The sequence below is a fragment of the Ignavibacteria bacterium genome (assembly GCA_016707005.1).
Lineage (GTDB): Bacteria > Bacteroidota > Ignavibacteria > Kapaibacteriales > Kapaibacteriaceae > UBA10438.
The window spans coordinates 1,409,443-1,431,093 of sequence record JADJIQ010000005.1 but is presented as its reverse complement, the minus strand read 5'-3'; the positions used below and the strand labels follow the sequence as shown (position 1 = coordinate 1,431,093).

Below are 21,651 nucleotides of genomic sequence, written 5' to 3'. Positions count from 1 at the left end.
CAGTCACAATCCGTAGGTCAGCGATGCCATAACCTAATAAACGCTTTACGAAGAACGGTGTCATATGCGAGACAAAAGCCTTCATAAGTGGCCTCGTTTATTATACGCCCCAATAGATCATAGTACTGCATTCTATCTGGTGTCTGAACACCTTCAATTTCAGTATACACAGAGCTTGTACGCCTAAGCAGATATGGTGTGCTGCGGCCTGAACATTCAGTTCGTATGTCCTGAACATGCACCTGATACAAGCCGTCTTGACTAGGATATAACACCGACTTCTTCTCCAGCGGCAAAAGCGACCAGTATGTGCCGTCATACATGTACCACGCGTAGTCTGAAAATGCGACGGGTATATCAGATGCAGCATCTAGTACATATTGTGGCTGTTCTCGAAGAATGACTATCGGCGTGTCCATTACCATTCGCGATGCAGCAGCACTTGTCTGGCTTAGTTTCGCATCTGTTACATGGCAGACAATCGATATTGACGTCGGCGGTAAGAGTGATATGCTCGAATCTCGAGAAGTCGATCCGCCACGATACCATGATTCAGTAATTGTGCTCCCGTCGCTTAACAGCCATTCATATGCATAAGGTGGATGCCCTCCTTTAGGCAGAACAGCAACATTGATGACATTTCCCAAACAACTAGAAGTCTGAGCTGGCGAAACATGCGCTGCCAATATTGGCTGTCCATCATCACTAGTACGCAAGACGGCTCCGAAATCACCAACTGCTACTAGGATAGAATCACTGTGTAGTCGAATCTGCCTTAATCCACGAGTTGAGCTGGAAGACCTGTCCTCCCAGGTTTCGCCCTTGTCGAGAGATCGCATAATCATGCCCCCAGCTCCGACAAGCCAAGCTTCGTTTTTTCCTCGCCAGTACACACCAGCAACAGTTGAGGTTCTACCAATGTCGATTTTCCGCCATGAGGAGCCGCCATTTGTAGTGAGAAAGACCCCACCGTATTCCCCAACAGCTAATCCTCTAAGTTCGTCGACGAACCTGCAATCCCATACAGCTCTATCGGCTATCGCAATCGGAACGACTTTCCAGTTGGCGCCCCCATCCGTGGTACGAAGTAACGAACGTTCGGCCTTGAGTACAATCCATCCCGTTAACTGCTGATCACTGAACTCGATATCACCTAGTTGACCGGCAACTGAGTTCGGATAGCCTGGCAAGACAGATTTCCAAGATTTACACGTATCGTCTGAGTACACCACCTCGCCATCATTACATGTGACCCATACACGACCTCTTGGGGAACAGTATAGGCCAAGCTTTGGGTAGGTATTGGTTAAGGTCTTCACCACGGTCCATGTCGTCCCCCCGTCATTCGATAGGTAGCAACTACCATAAGATCCAACGGCTACAATCGTTGAAGCATTGATGTGTGCTACATCTCTTAGTTCTTCTGTCCTATTGGGGAATGCAACGATTTCCCATGTCATTCCCTGATTGTACGACTTCATGACGAGACCTTGATATCCGACCCCAATGATGGTGTCTCCATGGCTTGATGTAGCCATAATATGTCGACTCGTGCCGGCGTCGATCAGATCCCACCCGGCAAAACTGGGAATCGAAAACGCGACAAGCACAAAGCACGCAGCAACTACCAGCCTGCCATATTCTCCAGAGCAGTTTCCCTCAATGAGCCGACCAAAGACTTTTGCCATACTTGCCCCTCTTTAGAAAGAAACTCACAAAACAACATGGGTCCTCGTCTCGCCGCCCAAGCTCCCTTTCTCTACGTCTCGGTCGCTAGTATTCAACCGTCAATTGGCCTCAGCAAAGCACTCGATTGTCAACGTTACGAAAGACCAGCGAATTTTGTGTTAGGTAAGGATTGTCAGTTGGCGTTAATCCGTAGAATGTTAACGGAGATCTGCCTCATGCTTGTTAAACAGGGCGAAGCTCAATTCCCAGGGAACGTAAACGTCTTGGGTGTCCATATCTGATCCCCAACTCTCGAACGTATCAGACCTTGGCATAACTTTCGAAGCCAACTCTGCTTCGTTTCGTCATTGGCGATTTCCCTGGCTCTCTGAAAGTCAACAGATACTATCTCGATCTTCACTTCTGACTTCTCTACCTGACGAACGTATCCTGACACCAGCACTTCAGCTTCCGTAATCGCTTCCTTGCCTCGCCTTATCGACCTTGCGGCCATCACCTTTAGAAGTGTGTCTCCGTGCTTTTGATATGCAATGTTGAGCTGCTCAATTGTTGCAACATCATTCTTGTTTACGCTCTCGTAATTGTTGTCCAACTCAAGCATTCGATCTGCAATAGAGCCTAGTTGGTCGAAACTCGGAATGTCTAGGGCGTTTGAATCAAGCGGAGATAGTGAATTCGGAACGTAGCCGTCTATTAGCAACATGTACGCCTTTACACCGGGACGCAGGGTCGACTGCCACTGCGTCAGTACCACGCCCATGTAATCCAAGTAAGCATTCCGGATCTTCTCGTCGAATACTTTCTTATTTCGTCGAGCTTCATCAACGCGCTTGTGCCACGGGTCTCTACTAGCCTCAGTCTGCTGTTGATACTTGCTAAGTGCCTCTCTTACCTTCGGTGCGTGTGGTGAGTTGGGAAAGGACAGCAGGTAAACGACCAAGTCTTCAGGTCTTGTGACGTTCATATTATCAACATTGCGGCTGTGTGTAGCAATGATGCATGAACCGAAGCAAAAGCTTTCGCCCCCTGCGAAGTCATTTGATGCTACAATTGCATAATCTGTCCGTTTCCGCAACACATTCGCAAGTCCAGTGTCTTTGTCCATCTGAAAGGCAGTAAAGACATAGCTACTATTCCATTCACTTAGCCATTGCTTGGCTTGGTCTTCACTCCTTACATCAAGGCCGCTCTTAAGACTTGGCTTCAGAACGACGACGATATCGGCGAGTTTGTTTTCTCCTACTGCACAGTATGTCGAGCCTTGAGCATGCAGCCGTGAAACGGGGTTTATGGTGAGGCAAGTCAAGACAATCAAAGTCAAGCAGACGTGTAGGCCAGTTGGTAGGTAATTCATGACATTGTGAGTATGTGGACAAACCGTCAAGACTATTCATCGAAGCATGTTCTGGTCTGCCTTACGACATAGCAGCGTCATTTGCATCAAGCAATCCTGCATGCGCTTGTTTGACAAGTTATGTGTGATATGTTTCGCAGCGGATGTGATTAACGTGCGATGCTATACTCCGTTCACTCGGATGAAGCCTGTTGAGGTGCAGATCAGCCACACCTGCAACCATGTATGACAATAATCAATATTCTCTGGCCAACAATGACTACACCGATGGCCTGCGGTGCGCCACAGTGTTCCTTGCGCAGATGTGAGTGCAGACATTAAAGAGCCCCCTGCCACATGGATAAGTGAGGGGCTCTGAAGTTCTGCTACTGCTTCGCAAGCTGAGCCGACTCTTCGACCTTGTATAGCGTGGTTGAGTGGACACCCAGTACAACTGACCTAAATCATTCCTTACAAGCTGTGCTGAGTAGTAGGCGTTGAGTGTCTGCAGGTGTGCAGATCGTTAGCAATGGCTCAGTTCAGATGATTGTTCGATAGCCGTGCGTTTGCCTTGTCGACTACGAACGAGATTCTGCTACTCTGGGGATTAGCCGTAATACAGCTTGAGCCCACACAATGCCGCAAGTCTGCGCCCGTCAGAGTTGATCTAAACTTGTCAACTTCGGTGAGACTGACTACCCTCTTTTACTTGCAACACTCTGGCTTCTCCCACCTATCTCCCTTGAAATTGATCCGACGGATCTGGATGTCCACACGCCGGACCCAGTCATATTGGTAGAAGTCGTCCTTACCATCGCCATAGCCGAGTTGTTTTGCGATGACTTTGGAGTCATACGAGCGGCCCTCGGCAAGGATGACGACGCGTGCAGTACGAATACGGCGATCATACTCTGCCGGATCATGTACATCTGTCGGCGTAAGAACCAATCCCCGGCTGCGTAAAGCACGCATCAGGCTGTCCTGCTCAAGGTGCTCCCACACGGCCTGATAACCGAAGTAGGCGCGCAACTTGGAGAGGGTATCATTGCTCTCGCCAATGAGCGATGCGTTGGGTGCAACGCGAACATGATAGGCTGGTTGTATCACATTTGCATTCGTGTCGAATGACGTCGACACAAAGGCGATAGATGTGTCGGCGCAATAGTAACCAAGCTCGATCGGCCGCTTGTCTGAGAACGCCACCATGGAGATCATGAACTTTGCATCTGGATTGGCACTATCAGCCTTCCAGAACTTTGCAAGCAACTGGCTGGTGCGCCGGCTCAATGAGTCGATGTTGCGATCAACAAGCTCTGCCTTCTCACGATATTCTTCTCGGCGGTTCTTCAGTCTCTGAGTGACGTTCTCGGGGTCATTGCCGCCCCAATACGTGTTCTCCCAGTTGAGTTCCACCCACCGGGCATTTCTCAGGTTGCCCTTGCGCAGACGTTCAAGATGCTGTGCATACCCTGCAGAGGTGTTGACCTCCCAGAACGCTGTTTGGAAGTACGGCACGTTTCGAGTGCTGTCCTTTGATTCAAAAATCTCGACACATGGAGGTGCCTGTTCATAGCGGGGTTCGAGGTAGATCGTGTCGAAGATCACGGTATCACGCTGAGGAATGGGGATCCGAAGATCGGCATTCTCACTAAGCTGTGAAGTAGCCGGAGAATCTATGGACGAGATGTACACCGTATCAAAGGCACTCACCGTGTCATAGACTATTGATGACCGTGTGGCTCTAAAGGTCTTGGGAGCTAGTATGGAGTCTACATAGGCTAGCTTACGGTACTCAATGCGTACTCGATCTCTGTTGAGTGGCACGATCTTTGGATCCTGACCCTTGTACTTACTCAGATCAAGTGCTTCTCCGCTGGCCAGAGTATCGAAGACAACGATATTCTTCCATTGCTTGATCGTGTCAGGGGGCTTAACAGAGTCAAACGCAATCTGAACCTTGCGGGCACGGACCTTCTCCTTAGCCGTAATGGCGCGCCGAGAATATTGCGTTAGAATTGGACCAAGCTCCTTACAGGGGCGTGCACTATATCCCGAGGACCCCTTCGATACGATACGGATCTCACTAAGCCCCTTGAGAGAATCAGCTGGAAGGTGGATCCTGAATGCGGAACAAATGGAGTCGACCTCTGTTCTACCGTTGATGCTAACAAAAGTGCGCCCCTGCTTGATGGTCGTGTCGCGAGTTGAGCGGTCGAGGAGTACAACATCATACGTAAGCGAGCCTACGGGGGCAGCCACGCTATCGAAACCGCAACTCAGCACCGTGTTCACAGAATAGACGTCTAAGCCACCATAACCAGCCTCAAGAGCATCCTCTGCCTTCTCCTTAATGAAGCGATCCGAGGAAACAAAGAGATCGCGCTTTGATGTGCGAATGTGTGGATATGAAACGTACGGGAAGAGCTCTGTGTGAATGGTGTTGACTTCACCCGCTCCTAACGGAAGTTTGACCACGCGTTTCACAAGGACGCTCTGTTGCTCCCATGAGATATCGAGCCGCGCATCATAGATGTCATAGCTCCCTGCTCGGTTAGAAGCAAAAAGCAAATGCGGCGTACTCTCGACGCAATAAAGGAATGGGGAGTATTCATTGGATCCAGAATTGATCGTATTCTTGCCATCAAATGCAGCGAGGTTGCGTGGGGCTGACCACACGCTATCGCCTCTTCGACGGAAGGTCAGCCAAAGGTCGGCATTGCCAGATATGGTATCGCCGCTGCGTGTTGTGTACTTGGCATTACTATAGGGCGCCGAATATCCGACTGCCGTAGAACGATCTGAACTAAAGACCATAATCTCAACATCGTTGTATGTAGCCACTGCAGGGTGCGCTTCCCACGCCGACGAGTTCACTTCGTCGATACTCTTAACCATAGCGCTATCGCGCTGCTCGAACAGGTCACTGCCGCCATGAATGGTGCCAGGAATGTTCAGAATCTTTGAGAGCTCTCCTTGCACGGCAGCAGATACGGCAAAGACAGTTGTAGAGGCATTGGCGGGATCCGGACGAGTAACGGTGCCGGAGTTTTGCACGAGCGCCGGTGGAATACTCGCTGGCGAGATCGGATTTGTAGCACTGGCATCATCAAGCCATATCGCGCTCGTAGACGTGCGGTAAATGCGCTCTCTGCCATCAATATTAGAAGTGAAGAAGAATGCAGAATCCGAACGCTGCCCTAGGTAAACTGCGGCGAAATCGTCCGCTGATGTGTTCACAGCTAAACCCAAGATGCCGCTACTTCGAGTGATCTTGCGCTTTGGCTTTTCTGGCTCCTTCTCCGGTGGAGTGGATGCACAAGCGGCAAGCAAGTGAAGCCCGACACATGCCGAAAGCAGCCATAGAAGGCGAGATCTATTTTGCGCAATCATAGCAACCATAAGATTCAGAGAATTTAAATGTCACACGCCGAATCAATGGAGGCAGAGTACCTTGCTGAATTGCGGTCACTAACACGAAAAATGAAACACCATTTGTCGCACGATAGTAGAACCAGTCGCCTTCCTGAAATTGGACAGTGTAGTATCCAAGATCCGTTGTCAATGGTTTTCTGATAGGAGGCAACAATGTCCCGTTCGCATCAGTGGGCCAGTTTGTTGGATACGAGACGCCTGTTGTTTGCCCACCCTCTTCGACGCGAATCGTATAGTCGTCTAGATTCGGGTCATTGAGACTTGTGCCGTACAGCAGGGCCGTGTTCTCGAGACCATCACAGACAGAAGAACCAGATAGGATCGACGCAGTATCGTTATACTGACTGATCTCTTTTGCGAACACGTTAGCATCGTCCGTCAGCAGGTTTGGGTTAGCAGGCATTCGCAGCAATTTCCCTCGTACCCGCATAATGGCCACGGGCGAGGGACCAAGGAAGATGCTGTCAACAAGGAAGTCGCCTGCTATCAGCGCATTGGGAGGCGTGAAGAATTCATAGAAGGTAGTTAGCCCCTTGCCAGGATAGTCCACTTCTCGAAACGCCCATGATCCAGTTGAGAAACGCGAATCATTTGGAAGAGAGCCGGACGAGCGATCATTCGACGGGAACTGAAAGGTGGCAATGTTGAATTCCGGGGCTGGGGCATTGCCAGCGTAGTCGCTGTTGAAGACGGCAATGGTAGCCTCACGAACGATCGGCAAAGTTGCGGGATCCACTGGCTCTGGTTGGAAGCAGCAGCAGGCGTTGAGAAGCAACGAGGCCGATATCACGAGGAGGATGTTCAGTTGTGCATTCATATCAGAAGATCACCCCCAATCGGAGCTGGAATGAACCAAGGCGACGTGTGTCCGGGACATTACTGAAGCCCATGATTTGATACGCGTCGCCTACAGCAACGCTGCGATAGCCTAGGTCGATTTCAAAGTCAAACCGACGTGAGATTGGAATGTCGAGACCGACGCCGAAGCCAAACGTAAGTGGCATTGACCAGTCAACGCCAAGAGATCCGTCGGCATTTGCTTCTCTCAACGCTGCAACACATTCGTTACAATCAGCATTAAGAGCCATTGATGCGCTGGCCTGGGTCATTGCGTCAATTGCAACACCAAGCTCACCGTAGACATATGGTTTTATGCAGCCGCCAAACAGCTCGCGAATTGGCTCATCGAATGGTATCGGTTCAGCCGCCCTAATTGAATCGATCAAGAGCTCGTACTCCTCACGAGCACGCACAAGGTCTTCATAACACGGAGAAGTGATTGCTCTAACATCTAGTACCGTGAGAGGGTTGCCAGCTGCTTGCTCTGGCAATGTGTGAGGCTTTGTGCCACTAGTGTCTTGCGCATTCGACTTTCTAATCAAGCGTGTGGAATCCCGTGCGGTCAATTCAGGACAGGGTACCGGGCGGTTGTCTGCGTACCGCAACCTCGTGTCGGGCTTTGTAGGCACGGTTGTTTTACGTGGTGGCGGCGCTTTGTCGAATCCAACAAAGTAATACCTGCCAGTAGCGAGGATCAGTGGACGCCAGAATGTCTCCAGTCCATCCAACGACGTCATCGACGGATTAATATCGCCGTTGTTCACTGTGATCAAGCCAGTTGAGAACGTCACACCGGCTAGCCACCGATTTGACGGGCCAAAGCGATAACCAACGAGAGCGTCTACCCCAGCTCCAAGCGTACCCTCGCTCACAGGGTCTTTCCCATCGGTGTATGCTGAACCACGAACCAAGGCGGCTATCGCCCATGAACTGTACTCCCTGTTGGCACACGCCAGATTAAGATGCAGTCCTATCTCGAAGGGTTCACAATCGCATGGCGGCTTCACTGCCTCAGACGGTAGTGGAGTTGGAGCACATTCCAGATCAAGAACTGGCACCATACGGATCTCTGGAATCTCCTTCGTCACGTGAAAAGACTCCACGAGGTTTATGCCGCGGTTTGAATCCGTCTGCATTTCGGGGTAGAGAACCGGAAGAAGAACGATATCTCGCAATGGTATCGCCACGCGTCCAGCCGCATCGCGGGTGCCGGAAACATCGCGAAACGACCACACTGTATCAACTGCGAGGCCGCTGGCATTGCGCACAATGCGCACATCTTCAACCATTCCGCGGAGAGTGCGCCCATCTCGGTTTACCCCGTCAGATGTCAATTTGATGTACTTGCTAGCAGCTTCCGGTTTGATCCGCACAGCATCGATGCGCTGCAGCGTCTCAATCGTTTTCTTCGGTGGCGGTGCGATCTCTTTTGCGGAAGGGCATCCGGTAAGCAATAAAGCAGCGATAGTAACAGATAACAGGACCAACGATTTCATCTGCCACCTCCACCAAGGGGGAGGTTGAAGTGAATCATACCAGATAGAGAGCTGAGATGCGGACGATCGAGGTCGCGCAGCATATTGCTTGCTGTGTATCTCAGCGATAACGTCACGAACCAGTCGCAGCACGGATCTACATAGTGGATAAGGTAGCCCACTTCAGCAGTACCGGGCAGTCCGACAACACTCTCATTATCATCGCCCAGCACAACGGAGATGCCGGTACCCAGACTTGCATACAGCGGCGTTGTTGTGGAGCCCCATGGGAACCAGCGCAGGTTTCCCTGGATCATGAAGGCATCTGGATATGTTGGCGTGATGATGGAGACCGTATCACGTGTTGCGAAATGCCCATAGGTCAGCGTTGCCACGGGCCACCAGTTGCAATAGCGATGCACGCCATACTGCAGCTCTCCTGCTAGCATATAGGGGCTCGTATCACTGTATCCCGTAGTGGGCAATCCACCACCGAGTCCGAGCCCCACAAAGGTCTGCGCGTTGGAACTAGTTAAGCCCCCTACCAGCGCCATGCAGCATAAAACTGTGCGACCGACCCAGCCCCATCGGCGTAGCTGCATGTGACCAACCCCTTATTGTTTTGTCTTGCGAAGATCGCGTATGAAAGTGCGTGAATCTTACCTTCAGTAATTCTGCAAAGATGTGTAGAACGATGAGAAAGTGGCACGCGAAACTACGGAGCGAACGAAATGCTATTGACCAACATTCAATTGCTCAAGCGTTTGGACATTCCGCGCGGTGCACCTGCCTTGCTACACCGCAGCGGGACCTATGGATTACGCGTACACTACCCATCGTATCATGCGCAATAATGACGACTGAAGGTCAGCCTCAGAAGAGAGTGATAATCGTGCATTCTCACCGGCGTTGAATTCTCACCTCATAGGCGCGGGCATCTTCGCTAACTATATAGATGCGACCATTATGAGAGACGCAACCTACTACAGCTTGTCCGCTTGAAAGTGCCGGGGTGGCTTGCGCTGGAGTAACAAATGCAGTGATTGTGACAGCTATGGTTATGCATAAGACTAGAACTGCTACTGCACCTAAGGCATATCTCGTGACTTCCTTCATGGCGACCTCTTGTGATAAAATGGAAAAGATGGGGAGTGAACGTTTCACGTTGAAGCAATCTAATCCCGCCCTACGACTGATAAAATGCGACATTCATGTTAAGCAAGTACTCAGATCCGCAGGATGCGGATTGATGCCTAGCACCTATATCTTACTCGCAAGAATATCGCTGGATTCATCATTCGCGCTTTTGAAAGTGCGGAACGGCAGATATCGCAACGTACTGCTCACGCTGCTTTGTCATAGTTCTGAAAGTGACACAGTTCACCGACCACTTATTTCCCGCCATACGACCATCATGGATAGCGAGCATGCTCAGGCAAAACGCAAGATGAGTACTGGCGTTACGACAATACTATTGCTTCCGTCCTATGCTGTGTTTGATGGATGGATTGGACTAGAATGCCCCCTCTAATCGTACAAATGTAACAGGCTTTGAACGGATCGGAGTGACGGTCTTGCAAGGTCTACGATGACAGGTTAGACCACAGCATACTTACCCCATGACCTAGTCATTTCGGCAGCATGCTATCGGCCTTAAGCTCATACACTGCCGGCAAGGAAGGATCTCGGAGGTTGTTCAACCATCTTCTTGGACGCATTTCCAATACACCGATCTGTCTGGGTATACTACATCGCTTTGACACTCAGCCACCAGACCCGTGCTGCCGGCTACCGCGTTGCCTATTCTAATGCCGCCATGCTCTTTGCTCGATTAAAAGCAGCCAAGACAGGCGGTCCTATCTCAAGGAGATATCCATGCTGGAGAAGCAACATATACTTTTACTAGATGACCCAGGCCAGCAGCCCTTTGATGCTCAAAGCCGTGCAGTGCTAACAGAGATTATTGAAGGCCGACATGGGAAGTCATCTACCATCATCCCAACACAGATCCCTGTGGGCGCCTAGCATGATTTCATTCGCGAACCTACCTTTGGTGATTCCATCTTAGGCAACCTCGCCTATTCGCCGCCCAGCGACTCGAGCTCAAAGTTGAGTTCCACATATAGCATCCACAGGTCACTCGAGATAGAGAACCCAACTAACGAACCATCTTTTTATAACTAACATGGCAAATCAAGCTAAACCCCTCATGCAGATAATCAGGCTGGCACTTCTTCCCGTTTTTTGGTGGTCAGTTTATTCGATCTGACCATTTATGGAAGCAGACTGACGCAACTAGCTCATTTGTTGCGGATGCACCGGATGTAAAATCCCTGATTGTTGCCGCATCTCTTGCATGGGTCATTTAGATCGGCGAAGCCTCTCAACTCACCAGGATCCACTCCATTTAGAAGAAGATAGCGGCCCGACGCAGACCACCAGCCTGTTGCGCGACCACTACCATTGAACTTCGGGCCACAATGGCATTCATAGTTTACGTCTCCAATAAAGCCGCCCGAAAGGCCGCAGAAGCCTACTCCATTGACGGGCTTGCCCGTACCTTCAAACACTAACCCACTTTTCGTACGCGTCTTCTTAACGACCTGATAGTCCTTGCAAACATGGCAAGGCACTTTATCGCGATAGCTTGCACTCCATTCTCTACAATTGTCGCACATGACCGTTTGCGTGTCAACATATCTCACAACACTATATTTCTTTGGGAGTGTGTCAACTTCTGGTCCCTCGTTAAGGTATGTCCAACCCCTCAATACATCGACAGTACGATACCAACTGTCCGGGCTCGGTTCAATGAAACTCAGCAGTGTACTCCATGCGTCGTCGCTAGGTATGTGAAAATCCCTTGGGAGCTAAACCGCGGGGATCAGAGACTGCGTACCAATTGTATATTCGACCGTAAACGCTGCCATTATTGGCGTCGTTTCTGTAATAACACCATGCTGGCTGGCCGCTCACGCATGCATTCTCCCACTGTGCTACACTAGTGGCTTCTGGAATGAGATCGCCATTGCGAAACCGATCAACATTCAAATTCTCTTTCATCCATACTTGTTCGCCGACTTTCACGGTCTTTAAAGGTTGCGCAAAAGATAAAGCACTAGCAACTGCCATGATATGGCATATAGTGTAGAAGACTGCGTCGGGTCTCATCGTTTATTTCTCCTGCAGTGTGAAACGGAACGTGTCATCAATATCTAGACAGCAATGCATACATATTCAAGGCCCAATCTGCTCACCGGTGGGGCTAGTTGATACAAACAGCTCCCGGAACTGCGAATACTCTGGCAGGCCATCGAAGAATCACTGTCCATATGCTGGATAGGCCTTGTTGACCATGTTCTTCCGATGCTTGATTACGATCGTGTGCTTCCAGAAAGCACTTCCGCACTGCATTTAGCCAGACTCCGGCAACAGAACCTTTGCCTGAAGTTGGCACATTGGCCTTCATTGTATAGTTGAACCACCAGATAAGGCAGACCTCGGCCTTACAGAGTACGGTGTAACGGCAAGACCGCTCCATTTGAATGGCTCACCAATGGACTGGATATCATATTCATGGCAGAAATGCCGCGGTTCGATGATTTGAACCCCACGGTCGTTCACAGAGACAAGGAGATCGTCTGCAAGAATCCATTGCACGCCTAAGACGCCTAGGTAGACAAAACCCTGTGTAATGCTCAACTGGTGTTTAACACCGTGATCACTACTCATATGAGGGGCCTCACGCACTTTGATCACGTGTGACAGCTGGATCTGAAGTGGGACAAGGAAATCGTTCAAGAAGACATGATTGTCGATGCAAATCGACAACACCCATGCCCGCACTGTGCTATACTTATTCGATTCAACTTGGATCTCATTGAGGACACAAGGAGTCTCTGGTAGAGGCTGATGCCTTCGCCAGCATGGAATGACCTCTGCCCGAGTCAAAGCATTTAAACGCATTCTGTGCGAACTGATACAGATTACCCTAGTGCGTCCATCGTTCCGCAACTCAATACCTGGCACATGCATCTTTGCTTGTTTCCTGTTGAGATCTGTATGGACATAGAGTCCCGGACGACCTATGAAACCGTGCTCTTCATTTCTGCAAGTGCCGAATTCTAGGAGGTCCCGGTAGTCTTCGTCAGAAGACGGATACCATGCAACACCATCATGCAGACGAGTGTGTTGCACAAGTCTGTCTAATGCGATCTTTGAATGCGGATTGATGCCTCGAAGGCAATCTGTGATGTGATGTTGTGTTCTCATGTGTCGACTACAACCTATGTGTTATATGCTTCGTGGCGAATGCGATAAACGTGTGATACTGTCTGCCGTATACCAGATCTTCGCACATCTGGCTGCAATTCGGCCTCTCCTGTAATCACTTTTGACGTCCACCGTGAAACTCAAGCGCTCTTTGAATACGCCGATGGCCTAGGGTGCGGCGCTTTGTACATAGAGCAGTCATGCGTGCAGACATCAAAGAGCCCCCTGCCGCATTGATTTGGCAAGGGGCTCATAGCTTCTACTTTTTCGCAAGCTGAGCCGGCTTCTTCCACCGTGTATAGCGTGGCTGAATGGATACCCAGTAGAGCTGCCCCAGATCATTCCATACAAGCCGAGCTAGGTAGTAGGCGCTAAGTGCTTGCATTTGTACAGGGAGACTTGCACGCAGGTTTTCAATCACTTGAGCATCCGGTGCGGGATACCGCGCACGTAATGCAGCAATATCCGACAAGTGGGATGCGACGATGGTCAATGAATCATATTCGAAGCTACCCATATCAAAAGGGAGGTCCGGAGCGAGGCCACCAGAGCCGAACTCACGGTCGATGCAGATGTCCTTGGGTCCCTTTATGATCGCCTCAGTGTACTGAAACCACTTGCCCGATGGCAGGTCTTTCGCACGTTGCATCCGCCCCTTGCCGTAGGTTGAGTCACCAAGTATGTAGCCATAGTCGTTGCCCTTCACTCCCAGCGCAAAAATCTCAGACGCACTCGCTGTCCGCTTTCCCACAAGCACCTCCAAAGGCTTGCCATGAATGGACCCTTGAGTCTCAGCTGTGAAAAGCTGCAGGCTGTCACCTTTGTAGTGCATTGAATAGAGTGTGTCTCCCTGCCCAGCAAAGTGCTCAAGAAGACCAACAGCAGGCCCAATCAGTCCGCCGCCATTTGCACGCAGGTCAACCACCACCCGGCGAATGCGATCACGCTTGTAGGCTGCAAGGATTCGAGATATATGAAGCCCGGTGGCTCTGGTGAAGCTTGCGATGCGAATGTAGCCGATGCGGTTGTCCACCATGCTCGTTACGGCGCTGTTTAGGTACCAATCACATACGATATCTATCTCAAGCTCTCTGCCATTGCGCACCAGCTCCATTCTGATCATATCTTCGCTGGATCCAATGATCATGTTCATCGCTTCGATCCATGTTTTGCCGCTAACAGAGTCGTCATTGATCGTCACAACCCGATCGCCAATACATATCCCCGCTTTGTAGCTAGGTGTTCCATAGAGGACCTTGCTTATATAAAGTCCCACGGAGTCGGGATTGATATCAAGCCCTTGATCTCGGGCATACAGGCCATAGTAATCGCCCAAGTATTGCGTGAAATCAACATTCGCAGCATACGTGTATTTGTCACAGCCGGCTACAATTGAGTCGACCGTAGGCCGCATCAGAATAGAGTCGTGAAGTTCACGAACGTAGCTTTCACGTAGCGTCTTCCGGACAACAACAAGATCTGAGTCATTCGAAGCGGAGGAGTCACTAACGAGTGCAAGGATTAGAACAGCTGCATGTAGCATGACGCACTTCCGGGTGGTTGATGAGAGAGACTGTAACGGAGGTGCAATTCACATGGGCGGCTGGCTCTGAATGGTTTCTATCTTAGACGCAAAGCACATCAGGATGATTGTGATGCCGACCAGCGTAGAATCATGCGATACTTAATTGATAAGCAATCAATGATTGATATGTTTGACCGTCTGACATTGTATGCGTGCCCTTACGACCATAGTGCTGATCTTCACAACCTCGGTGATGCTGTGCGCGCAGGAAGTTCGGCTACGTCGTGTTGGCATTGAACAGGGACTCCCCCAGACATACGTGAACCAGATCTGCCAGGACTCACTTGGATTCATGTGGTTCGGCACTCAAGACGGGCTCGCGCGTTTTGATGGCCGCAAGATCAAGGTGTACCGGCACCGGCAAGGTGATAGTTCATCGCTTCCAACGAGCAATATCTCAAGCCTCTATCTAACCAACGACGGCGCTCTTTGCGCAGGCACAGGTGATGGCTTTTGCTTGTACCAGGCGAGAAGTGGTTCATGGAAGAGAATCAGTAGAGGTTCTGTTCCGGCAGCAAAGGTTCGGAGTCGACAACGGATCGTGTTAGACAGTGGAGTTAACGTTACCTACACTGATAGTCGTGGCCGAAGCTGGATCGGTACTTCATCCATCGGCCTTTATGTGATAGACCCTTCACGTAAAGGGGCGGTGTGGTACAGCACATCAGAGCCGCGTGAACGCAGGCTAGCCTGCAATGACATATGGGCGCTTCACGAAGATCGCAATGGCAACATGTGGGTTGGGATGAATGGCGGCGGTGTGGCTGTTATCAAGGATGACTGTGTCCGTACGATACTCCGGCACGACCCTCACGACCAATCAACCCTCAGCAGTGATGTAGTAAGGTGCTTCTTCGAGGACAACATCGGTTCTATTTGGATCGGCACCTACGGGGGTGGTGTGTGTCAGTATGATCCCTATTCAAACATCGTTGGTCTCTTACGCCCATCGAAGTTGAGTCTCGGATTCAACGACGACTTTGCTAGAGGAATTGCCCAAGGTCCGGATGGATCCGTCTACATAGGCATGCGCACGGGCATCATTCGAAGCAACAAAGACCTGGGCGAAGTAGAAGTAGTTGCGCAATGGAGTACGGATTACGAATCGATCGGCGCTGCTAGAGCGCTATATGTTGACCGACACCATACTCTATGGATTGGCTCGGAACGCCGCGGCGTTGGCTTTCTCAGAAAAGGATCAACAACGATTCGCTGGATGTCCGGGAGGCTCTGGACGGCCCGGCCTCATGTGACCACCGTTAGCTCTATCACTCAGGTCTCGCAGGACACGATCGCAATCGGAACTGACGGTGGCATCGCACTGGTCGACATAAACACACAAGAACCTATATGGTTCGATGTTCCTCATCGCAGCGAGATCACCGAGGACCAAATCCCTGTCAGTGCAATTGTGCGTATCGGCAACACAAACGAATACCTTGTTGGAACCGAACTGGGCCTGTTTCGTGGTCCACTCAATGGACCATGCACCTACATGAGATGCCCAGACGTGCATGCTGCGTGGCCATCGATCGATATCATCCGGAGTGTTGTAGTATCTGGCAACAAGGCTTTTGTGGGAACCTGGAATGGAGGCGTTCGCATCATCGATTTGAAGGATGGTCACGAACGCGTGATCGATCAACGCCCAGGCCTGCCATCTGACATGGCCTATGCAGCTATTCCCATCTCCGATGATCGTCTATTGATCTCTTCAAACGCTGGGCTGGTGATCTGGAATCATTCAACGCACACGTGCGAGCGAATGGTCGGTGTTTCGCAAGGAGCACAGTCGCTGGAGTTCAACTCATGGTCATGGCTACGAACGGCTCAGGGCAGTGTGTATCTCGGCGGTGTTGGCGGTGTGAACCGAGTCCGATTGGAGCAGTTGTTGATGCCCCCTGCCCCTTCACTCGTCATTAACGGCGTGCGATCTGCAAATGAGGAGGGTGATCCGGTAGAGCTCGACGCTGCCCGCGTGATTGAGCTCGACCACGATGCCAACAACCTTTCTGTCGATGTCTCTGCGATCGCGCTCTCTGCATCATCACCAATCGAGTACCGCTACAAGGTATCCGGTGAGCACAACACTTGGGTTATTAGTCAGAGCGGCGAACTGCAGTTTTCGTCTTTAGCGCCCGGTCCATACACTATTGTTGTTCAGGCCCACTACAAGGGTGGTGAATGGGGCAAATCGACCAGTTTCCGATTAGATGTTCAATATCCGTTTTGGCAATCTTGGTGGTTCATCCTCGCACTCGGTGCCTCTTTGTCCGCAGTTGTATGGGGCGTTGCGGTGCTTGTTACCAAACGGCGCGAGAGGCAGGCGCATGAGAGAGAGCGACTCCTACATGATGAGCGATTGCGCATAGCCAAGGACCTCCATGACGATGTAGGAACCGGATTGGCTAAGATTGTGATCCTCTCGGAAAACTCGATTACTGACGATGGGGCCGCCGAATCGTCGAAGGTGGTGGCCGACACAGCACGCGAAGTGATCGATAGTGTTCGCTCAATTGTATGGGTAATGAAGTCGACCGACGAATCACTACGGGATGCACTGGGCTACGTGGGCGACAAGATCTCAGATCTATTCAGTGACAAGGGAATCGCGTTTACATATCACCAGCAGTTAACGCAAGATCTACCAGCAGACATGCTGACACGGCGTAACATCGTCCTGTCCATCAAGGAGTGTGCTACCAACATTGTCCGGCACAGCAAGGCAACTACGGTGAGAATGACTGCAATACTAGTCGGCAATGATCTGGTCTTGGAGATCCGAGATGACGGAGTTGGCTATGACACAGCCCACAATGGCAATGGCTCAGGGCTCGCTAACATTGAGGCCCGCATGGCAGAACTGGGTGGCACCATGTCTGTCGAGACTCAGGCCGGCGTGGGAACGAGGATTACCCTTGTGATCCCTATTGCAGGCATCGCATGAATGTACGAAGCGATAGCTGACAAGAATGTGAGGATATTGCACTATGTCAAATGAAGATATCATCCGGGTTGCGATCATCGAGGACGAATCAGTTTTGCGCAAGGGGCTTGCCAAACGCATCACAGCTGATCCGCGTTTTGTTTGCACCGATGTTTATAGTTCTGCTGAAGCACTCCTGGCTGCTGATTTCCTTGACAAGATCGACGTCTTCCTAATCGACATAGGCCTCCCGGGAATCTCTGGCATTACTCTCATAGAGCGGCTAAGAGCTTTAGGTGTACCCGGGCAGATGTTGATGCTAACCAACTTCGATGATGATGCCAACGTGCGATCGGCCATCATGGCTGGTGCACGTGGCTACCTGCTTAAGACGACTCCCCCAGCGCGTCTGCTTGACGCACTGGAGGAGATTCACGTTGGCGGGGCGCCGATGAACGGCTCCGTTGCTCGCATCATCATGAACTACCTGTCGGATCTGCCAAAGCCGAGCGCTCTTGCGATCCTAACAGATCGAGAGCGTGATGTACTGGCTCAGCTCGCTGAGCGGAAACAGTACAAAGAGATTGCTGACGAACTGTTTATGTCCATCGATACCGTGCGGACACACGTCCGCAACATCTACTCCAAGCTAAATGTCCATCGGCGCTCTGAAGCAGAGGTGATCTTCCGAGGTGGATGACAACTCTATTACTCTGAGCTCACAATGTAGTGCAGCATCGCATCGCTAGGCTGAAGGTTGAAGGTTTGGATATCATCCACGACCTGATCCATGTCCGCGTTGTGCTTCACGAGCTCTCGTACAGCGAACGGGTTGTTGTATAGTACAGCCAGTGCCATTAGAGACATTGTGGGGGCACCAGGCAATGCGGCCTCAACCGTATTCCGCTCAAGAATCCTAATACTGCACAGACCGAACAAGGGTTCGCCGTTATCGTTGACGTATATGCGCTGGTTTGGATCGGCACCAGATTCAAGGAGTCGCGCAAGGATGTAGTGTTCACGAAGCACCACAGCTTGGGCAATGAGTGGAAATGCAAGGCGAGATGAATGGCATCCACTGTCGACCAGCTCACGCACAAGGACGTACTGACGTCGCAATAGGCACGCATCAATCGCGGTGATCGGCGCTTCGACAATTGGGACCGTCGTAGCACTAGAGGCCGTCCAGAATTCAACATCAAACGCCTGCTGGTATTCTTGCTGAATCAAATCGGGATCAATGTCCGGGTATTTAACGAACAGATGACGAAGTCTCCGACGTTGTTCAGAGAGATACTCCGGATGTTCAGGTTGCTCAAGTATCCTCTGCAGCTCACGACGGATAGCGTTGATCGTTGCTTCGCTGGGCACAGAATAGCCAACACTACAACAACTAGGCGATTGTGGGTTTGAGCGTGGATACACAGGGTAGCGAGGCACGACAGTATCGACAAACGAGTGGAAGCGAGGATATCCGTCAGCACGAGTCTTTGGAACCTCACCTACAATCACGCAGTGTTGTTCAAGCAGATTATACACCGCTTGTTCTCCACCTGCTAGCGATGCGGCAAGTGGGTATACACCATCACGGTCAGGCACATCAATGTCTGACAGCCACGCCAGCAAATACTCCAAACACACAATTGCACGACAGCTGATCGCCGCATGGAAAAGGCCTCGAACATCAAGCTCAATAGCAACAGTTCGGTCTGTTGGATCAAGATCCGCTAGGATCTCGTGCAAGGAGTTAGCGTCATCTTTTTGGATGATATGGCACAGCCGCAGTAGTCGCCGAGTGGCCAAGGATAGCTCACTCATAGCTGCCTCCAAAGGAAGCGCATTATTGCGTAGCCTAGGGCCACAGCTATTGAGGGGTAGAGAATGTCGCGAATGATTCGCGAAGCTGAATATCGCGCAGCTTGGCGCAGGAGACTTAGAATGAACCGCATAAACACCTCACGGATTTAATGAGCGTGCCTACCCACATATGTGCTGCAGGCAAGAAAACCCGTTTGGAGTGTCGAGCGACTAGATCATTGAAGTGTCCATTGGTGTGTTCATACAAACGTACTATTCTGACGAGGCGATGTCAAGTGATTTCTGCGAGCACCATTCGGCGTCGCAATCACGATTCATGAATTTCGATTTGGAAGAAACGATATATACCAACATGATGCACAAAAACTCACAGAGCATGAACACTCTGCGCGAGATCATCGCGCACGACGACGTACTGCGCCTCAGGACGTTCATACGTCCGGTGCACCCATTCGATCAATATGAGACCGACTACCTCGAACTTCTCGCAACATCACTGCGCCTGAGGTCGTGGTATTGTGCCTGCTATTTTCTCACCCGAGTCAATGTTCAGCACTACAACGACCGCGCACAGTCTGAATTACTGTGGGCTAGTATCAACTCAGATGAGCCCGACATGTACAGACTAGTGCAAGCAAGGCCATCAGTTCTGCTTTTGCCAGGCTTGGGTGACATGAACATTCCGGCGTACATCGCATCAAACGCACTCAATGGACTAGCACAATCATTGGCCGAATCGTGGGACGGAGCATGGCGATCAATAGAGATACTGCCGCGAATCCAGCACACGATGTATTCTATAAGCGCAACCGTGCAGACACTTGTACCTACTCCAGATACCATGAAGATTAATGCTTGTGAGCGTGTTCTTGCGAGGCGCAGAGGTCGCTGCGAGGACACGTATCTCATACAGTCTGCACTAGTCAAGAACGACTGGATACTCCTCGATTACCTGATTCTAAATGAGCCTTCAACTGTGACCAAGGCACTATCCTCCACAGGCGCTGATGCAAGGATCCCTTGGATTCTCCACCGCGCGGCATCGTCGAATGCCGGGCACGCCCTACAATCCATTGCCCACCTCGTGGACATTGAGATGAATGACGAACGAGGCAACACTCCCCTACATATCGCTGCAATGTGTGGCAACATCACCGCCGTCAAGAAGTTGATCGAGGTAGGCGCAGATCCAGCGGCCCGCAATCACAACGGAGACAGTCCACTTGACCTCTGTGTTTCACTAACTAGAACGTATGTTAGATGTGCGAGCTTAATCGCAATGCACCTACCGGTTCAGCTGCGTGACGAGTACCGCGGTCGTTGGTGGTATTTGGGCGCACCGGAAACGCTACGCCAACTTTTGTATGACCCGCGGCAATTCGAATCTGGGAATGCGCAGTGAGTGATGTGATGCGCATATTCCTCGATCTCGCGCAGGTTCTAACGCCCTATGGTCATGAACAACTGTTGCACAGATATATCCCAAAGCCACATCGCATCGATTCATTTGGCAACGTTTTTGTAACGGTTGGGCGAGCACCCACCGTGATGTTCGCTTCACACATGGACACCTACCCACTTATCGACGATGTGGGGCCCGTTGATATCCGCTGGTCCAGAGGCATGCTCGCCACGGACGGGACAACCAATCTCGGAGCAGATGATAGAGCAGGTATGGCACTGATGATTGATATGATCAATCACAACGTACCCGGACTTTACGCATTCTTTGTTGGAGAGGAGCTCGGACGCTTAGGATCCATCTATGCAGCAGAGCATTGGAGTGCCAATCGATACATTGATACAGTGCGTGCTGTAGTCGCGTTTGACCGTCGAGGTACAACTTCCGTCATTACTCACCAAAGGGGCATAGAGACCTGCCCCACGCCCACGGCTCAGAGAATTGCCTCGGCATTGAACGCGCATGGTATGAATTACGCTCCAGACCCAACTGGAGGCTCATGTGACTCTAGATCGTTCGTTGGTATCGGTCAGATCGACAACTGCACAAACATATCTGTTGGTTTCACGATGAGCACACCGTCCACGAACGCCTCGATATTGACCACCTGACAAGGCTAGCTGCGGCTGCAAGACTAGTGAGATGGGAAGAGATAGTGAGCTGACAGATCGGACTTTGAACAGCCATTTGTGAGCGAGTCACTTGCAGGCAGAGTGGAGAATCCGCTTGTCTTGACCATCTCAGTCCGTCTTGCCGTAACCACTTGGGAACGCAGTCCAACGCCTTGACAACTGCAATCTAGCATTGGGTTTAGCAAGT

14 protein-coding genes are annotated in these 21,651 nt (G+C 50.9%); 5 read left to right on the top strand and 9 right to left on the bottom strand.

Going from position 1 to position 21,651, the window contains the following annotated elements; genetic code table 11:
* Positions 1–17: 17 nt before the first annotated feature.
* The 6 genes from IPI29_14440 to IPI29_14415 form a co-directional block, all read right to left on the bottom strand.
* Positions 18–1,688 (bottom strand): hypothetical protein, encoded by a 1,671-nt coding sequence (locus tag IPI29_14440; GenBank protein ID MBK7413744.1) that lies wholly within the window; start codon positions 1,686–1,688, stop codon positions 18–20.
* 239 nt (positions 1,689–1,927) lie between these two features.
* Positions 1,928–3,043, bottom strand: a complete 1,116-nt coding sequence (locus IPI29_14435) for a hypothetical protein (GenBank protein ID MBK7413743.1) — start codon at positions 3,041–3,043, stop codon at positions 1,928–1,930.
* A 684-nt stretch (positions 3,044–3,727) separates the two neighbouring features.
* A complete protein-coding gene (locus tag IPI29_14430; protein ID MBK7413742.1) occupies positions 3,728–6,412 on the bottom strand; it encodes a hypothetical protein in 2,685 nt (894 codons plus the stop codon).
* Positions 6,396–7,271, bottom strand: coding sequence for a hypothetical protein (locus tag IPI29_14425; protein MBK7413741.1), 876 nt, complete (start codon positions 7,269–7,271; stop codon positions 6,396–6,398). Before IPI29_14425 ends, IPI29_14430 begins: the two co-directional genes overlap by 17 nt.
* A gap of 1 nt (position 7,272) precedes the next feature.
* The gene (locus IPI29_14420; protein MBK7413740.1) at positions 7,273–8,790 is read right to left on the bottom strand and encodes a hypothetical protein; all 1,518 of its coding nucleotides are present in this window, start codon (positions 8,788–8,790) and stop codon (positions 7,273–7,275) included.
* Positions 8,787–9,371 (bottom strand): hypothetical protein, encoded by a 585-nt coding sequence (locus IPI29_14415; protein MBK7413739.1) that lies wholly within the window; start codon positions 9,369–9,371, stop codon positions 8,787–8,789. The genes IPI29_14420 and IPI29_14415 overlap by 4 nt, the downstream gene beginning before the upstream one ends.
* A gap of 1,273 nt (positions 9,372–10,644) precedes the next feature.
* On the opposite strand from IPI29_14415, the gene IPI29_14410 reads away from it, so the two are divergent.
* Positions 10,645–10,794, top strand: a complete 150-nt coding sequence (locus tag IPI29_14410) for an ATP-binding protein (protein MBK7413738.1) — start codon at positions 10,645–10,647, stop codon at positions 10,792–10,794.
* Between the two features lie 819 nt (positions 10,795–11,613).
* Here IPI29_14410 and IPI29_14405 read toward each other — a convergent pair.
* Together IPI29_14405 and IPI29_14400 are read right to left on the bottom strand one after the other, a co-directional pair.
* Positions 11,614–11,901, bottom strand: coding sequence for a fibrobacter succinogenes major paralogous domain-containing protein (locus IPI29_14405; protein MBK7413737.1), 288 nt, complete (start codon positions 11,899–11,901; stop codon positions 11,614–11,616).
* A 1,399-nt stretch (positions 11,902–13,300) separates the two neighbouring features.
* Positions 13,301–14,584, bottom strand: a complete 1,284-nt coding sequence (locus tag IPI29_14400; protein ID MBK7413736.1) for a PDZ domain-containing protein — start codon at positions 14,582–14,584, stop codon at positions 13,301–13,303.
* 190 nt (positions 14,585–14,774) lie between these two features.
* On the opposite strand from IPI29_14400, the gene IPI29_14395 reads away from it, so the two are divergent.
* Complete coding sequence (locus IPI29_14395) at positions 14,775–17,573, top strand: hypothetical protein (GenBank protein MBK7413735.1); 2,799 nt, start codon at positions 14,775–14,777, stop codon at positions 17,571–17,573.
* 43 nt (positions 17,574–17,616) lie between these two features.
* On the top strand, positions 17,617–18,252 hold the full coding sequence (locus tag IPI29_14390; protein MBK7413734.1) for a response regulator transcription factor: 636 nt from the start codon (positions 17,617–17,619) through the stop codon (positions 18,250–18,252).
* Between the two features lie 8 nt (positions 18,253–18,260).
* On the opposite strand, the gene IPI29_14385 is transcribed toward IPI29_14390, so the two are convergent.
* On the bottom strand, positions 18,261–19,370 hold the full coding sequence (locus tag IPI29_14385) for a hypothetical protein (GenBank protein ID MBK7413733.1): 1,110 nt from the start codon (positions 19,368–19,370) through the stop codon (positions 18,261–18,263).
* 352 nt (positions 19,371–19,722) lie between these two features.
* On the opposite strand from IPI29_14385, the gene IPI29_14380 reads away from it, so the two are divergent.
* Together IPI29_14380 and IPI29_14375 are read left to right on the top strand one after the other, a co-directional pair.
* Positions 19,723–20,772 carry an ankyrin repeat domain-containing protein gene (locus IPI29_14380; protein ID MBK7413732.1) on the top strand — a complete coding sequence of 350 codons (1,050 nt, stop codon included), beginning with the start codon at positions 19,723–19,725 and terminating at the stop codon, positions 20,770–20,772.
* An 8-nt stretch (positions 20,773–20,780) separates the two neighbouring features.
* Positions 20,781–21,443, top strand: coding sequence for a M28 family peptidase (locus IPI29_14375; GenBank protein ID MBK7413731.1), 663 nt, complete (start codon positions 20,781–20,783; stop codon positions 21,441–21,443).
* Positions 21,444–21,651: the final 208 nt, after the last annotated feature.

What these genes read in the sequence shown, in the direction of transcription:
- IPI29_14385 (MBK7413733.1), bottom strand. Translation starts at nt 19,370, where the DNA reads ATGAGTGAGCTATCCTTGGCCACTCGGCGACTACTGCGGCTGTGCCAT.
- IPI29_14440 (MBK7413744.1), bottom strand. Translation starts at nt 1,688, where the DNA reads ATGGCAAAAGTCTTTGGTCGGCTCATTGAGGGAAACTGCTCTGGAGAA.
- IPI29_14425 (MBK7413741.1), bottom strand. Translation starts at nt 7,271, where the DNA reads ATGAATGCACAACTGAACATCCTCCTCGTGATATCGGCCTCGTTGCTT.
- IPI29_14405 (MBK7413737.1), bottom strand. Translation starts at nt 11,901, where the DNA reads ATGGCAGTTGCTAGTGCTTTATCTTTTGCGCAACCTTTAAAGACCGTG.
- IPI29_14410 (MBK7413738.1), top strand. Translation starts at nt 10,645, where the DNA reads ATGCTGGAGAAGCAACATATACTTTTACTAGATGACCCAGGCCAGCAG.
- IPI29_14375 (MBK7413731.1), top strand. Translation starts at nt 20,781, where the DNA reads ATGCGCATATTCCTCGATCTCGCGCAGGTTCTAACGCCCTATGGTCAT.
- IPI29_14415 (MBK7413739.1), bottom strand. Translation starts at nt 9,371, where the DNA reads ATGCAGCTACGCCGATGGGGCTGGGTCGGTCGCACAGTTTTATGCTGC.
- IPI29_14430 (MBK7413742.1), bottom strand. Translation starts at nt 6,412, where the DNA reads ATGATTGCGCAAAATAGATCTCGCCTTCTATGGCTGCTTTCGGCATGT.
- IPI29_14420 (MBK7413740.1), bottom strand. Translation starts at nt 8,790, where the DNA reads ATGAAATCGTTGGTCCTGTTATCTGTTACTATCGCTGCTTTATTGCTT.
- IPI29_14435 (MBK7413743.1), bottom strand. Translation starts at nt 3,043, where the DNA reads ATGAATTACCTACCAACTGGCCTACACGTCTGCTTGACTTTGATTGTC.
- IPI29_14390 (MBK7413734.1), top strand. Translation starts at nt 17,617, where the DNA reads ATGTCAAATGAAGATATCATCCGGGTTGCGATCATCGAGGACGAATCA.
- IPI29_14395 (MBK7413735.1), top strand. Translation starts at nt 14,775, where the DNA reads ATGCGTGCCCTTACGACCATAGTGCTGATCTTCACAACCTCGGTGATG.
- IPI29_14400 (MBK7413736.1), bottom strand. Translation starts at nt 14,584, where the DNA reads ATGCTACATGCAGCTGTTCTAATCCTTGCACTCGTTAGTGACTCCTCC.
- IPI29_14380 (MBK7413732.1), top strand. Translation starts at nt 19,723, where the DNA reads ATGATGCACAAAAACTCACAGAGCATGAACACTCTGCGCGAGATCATC.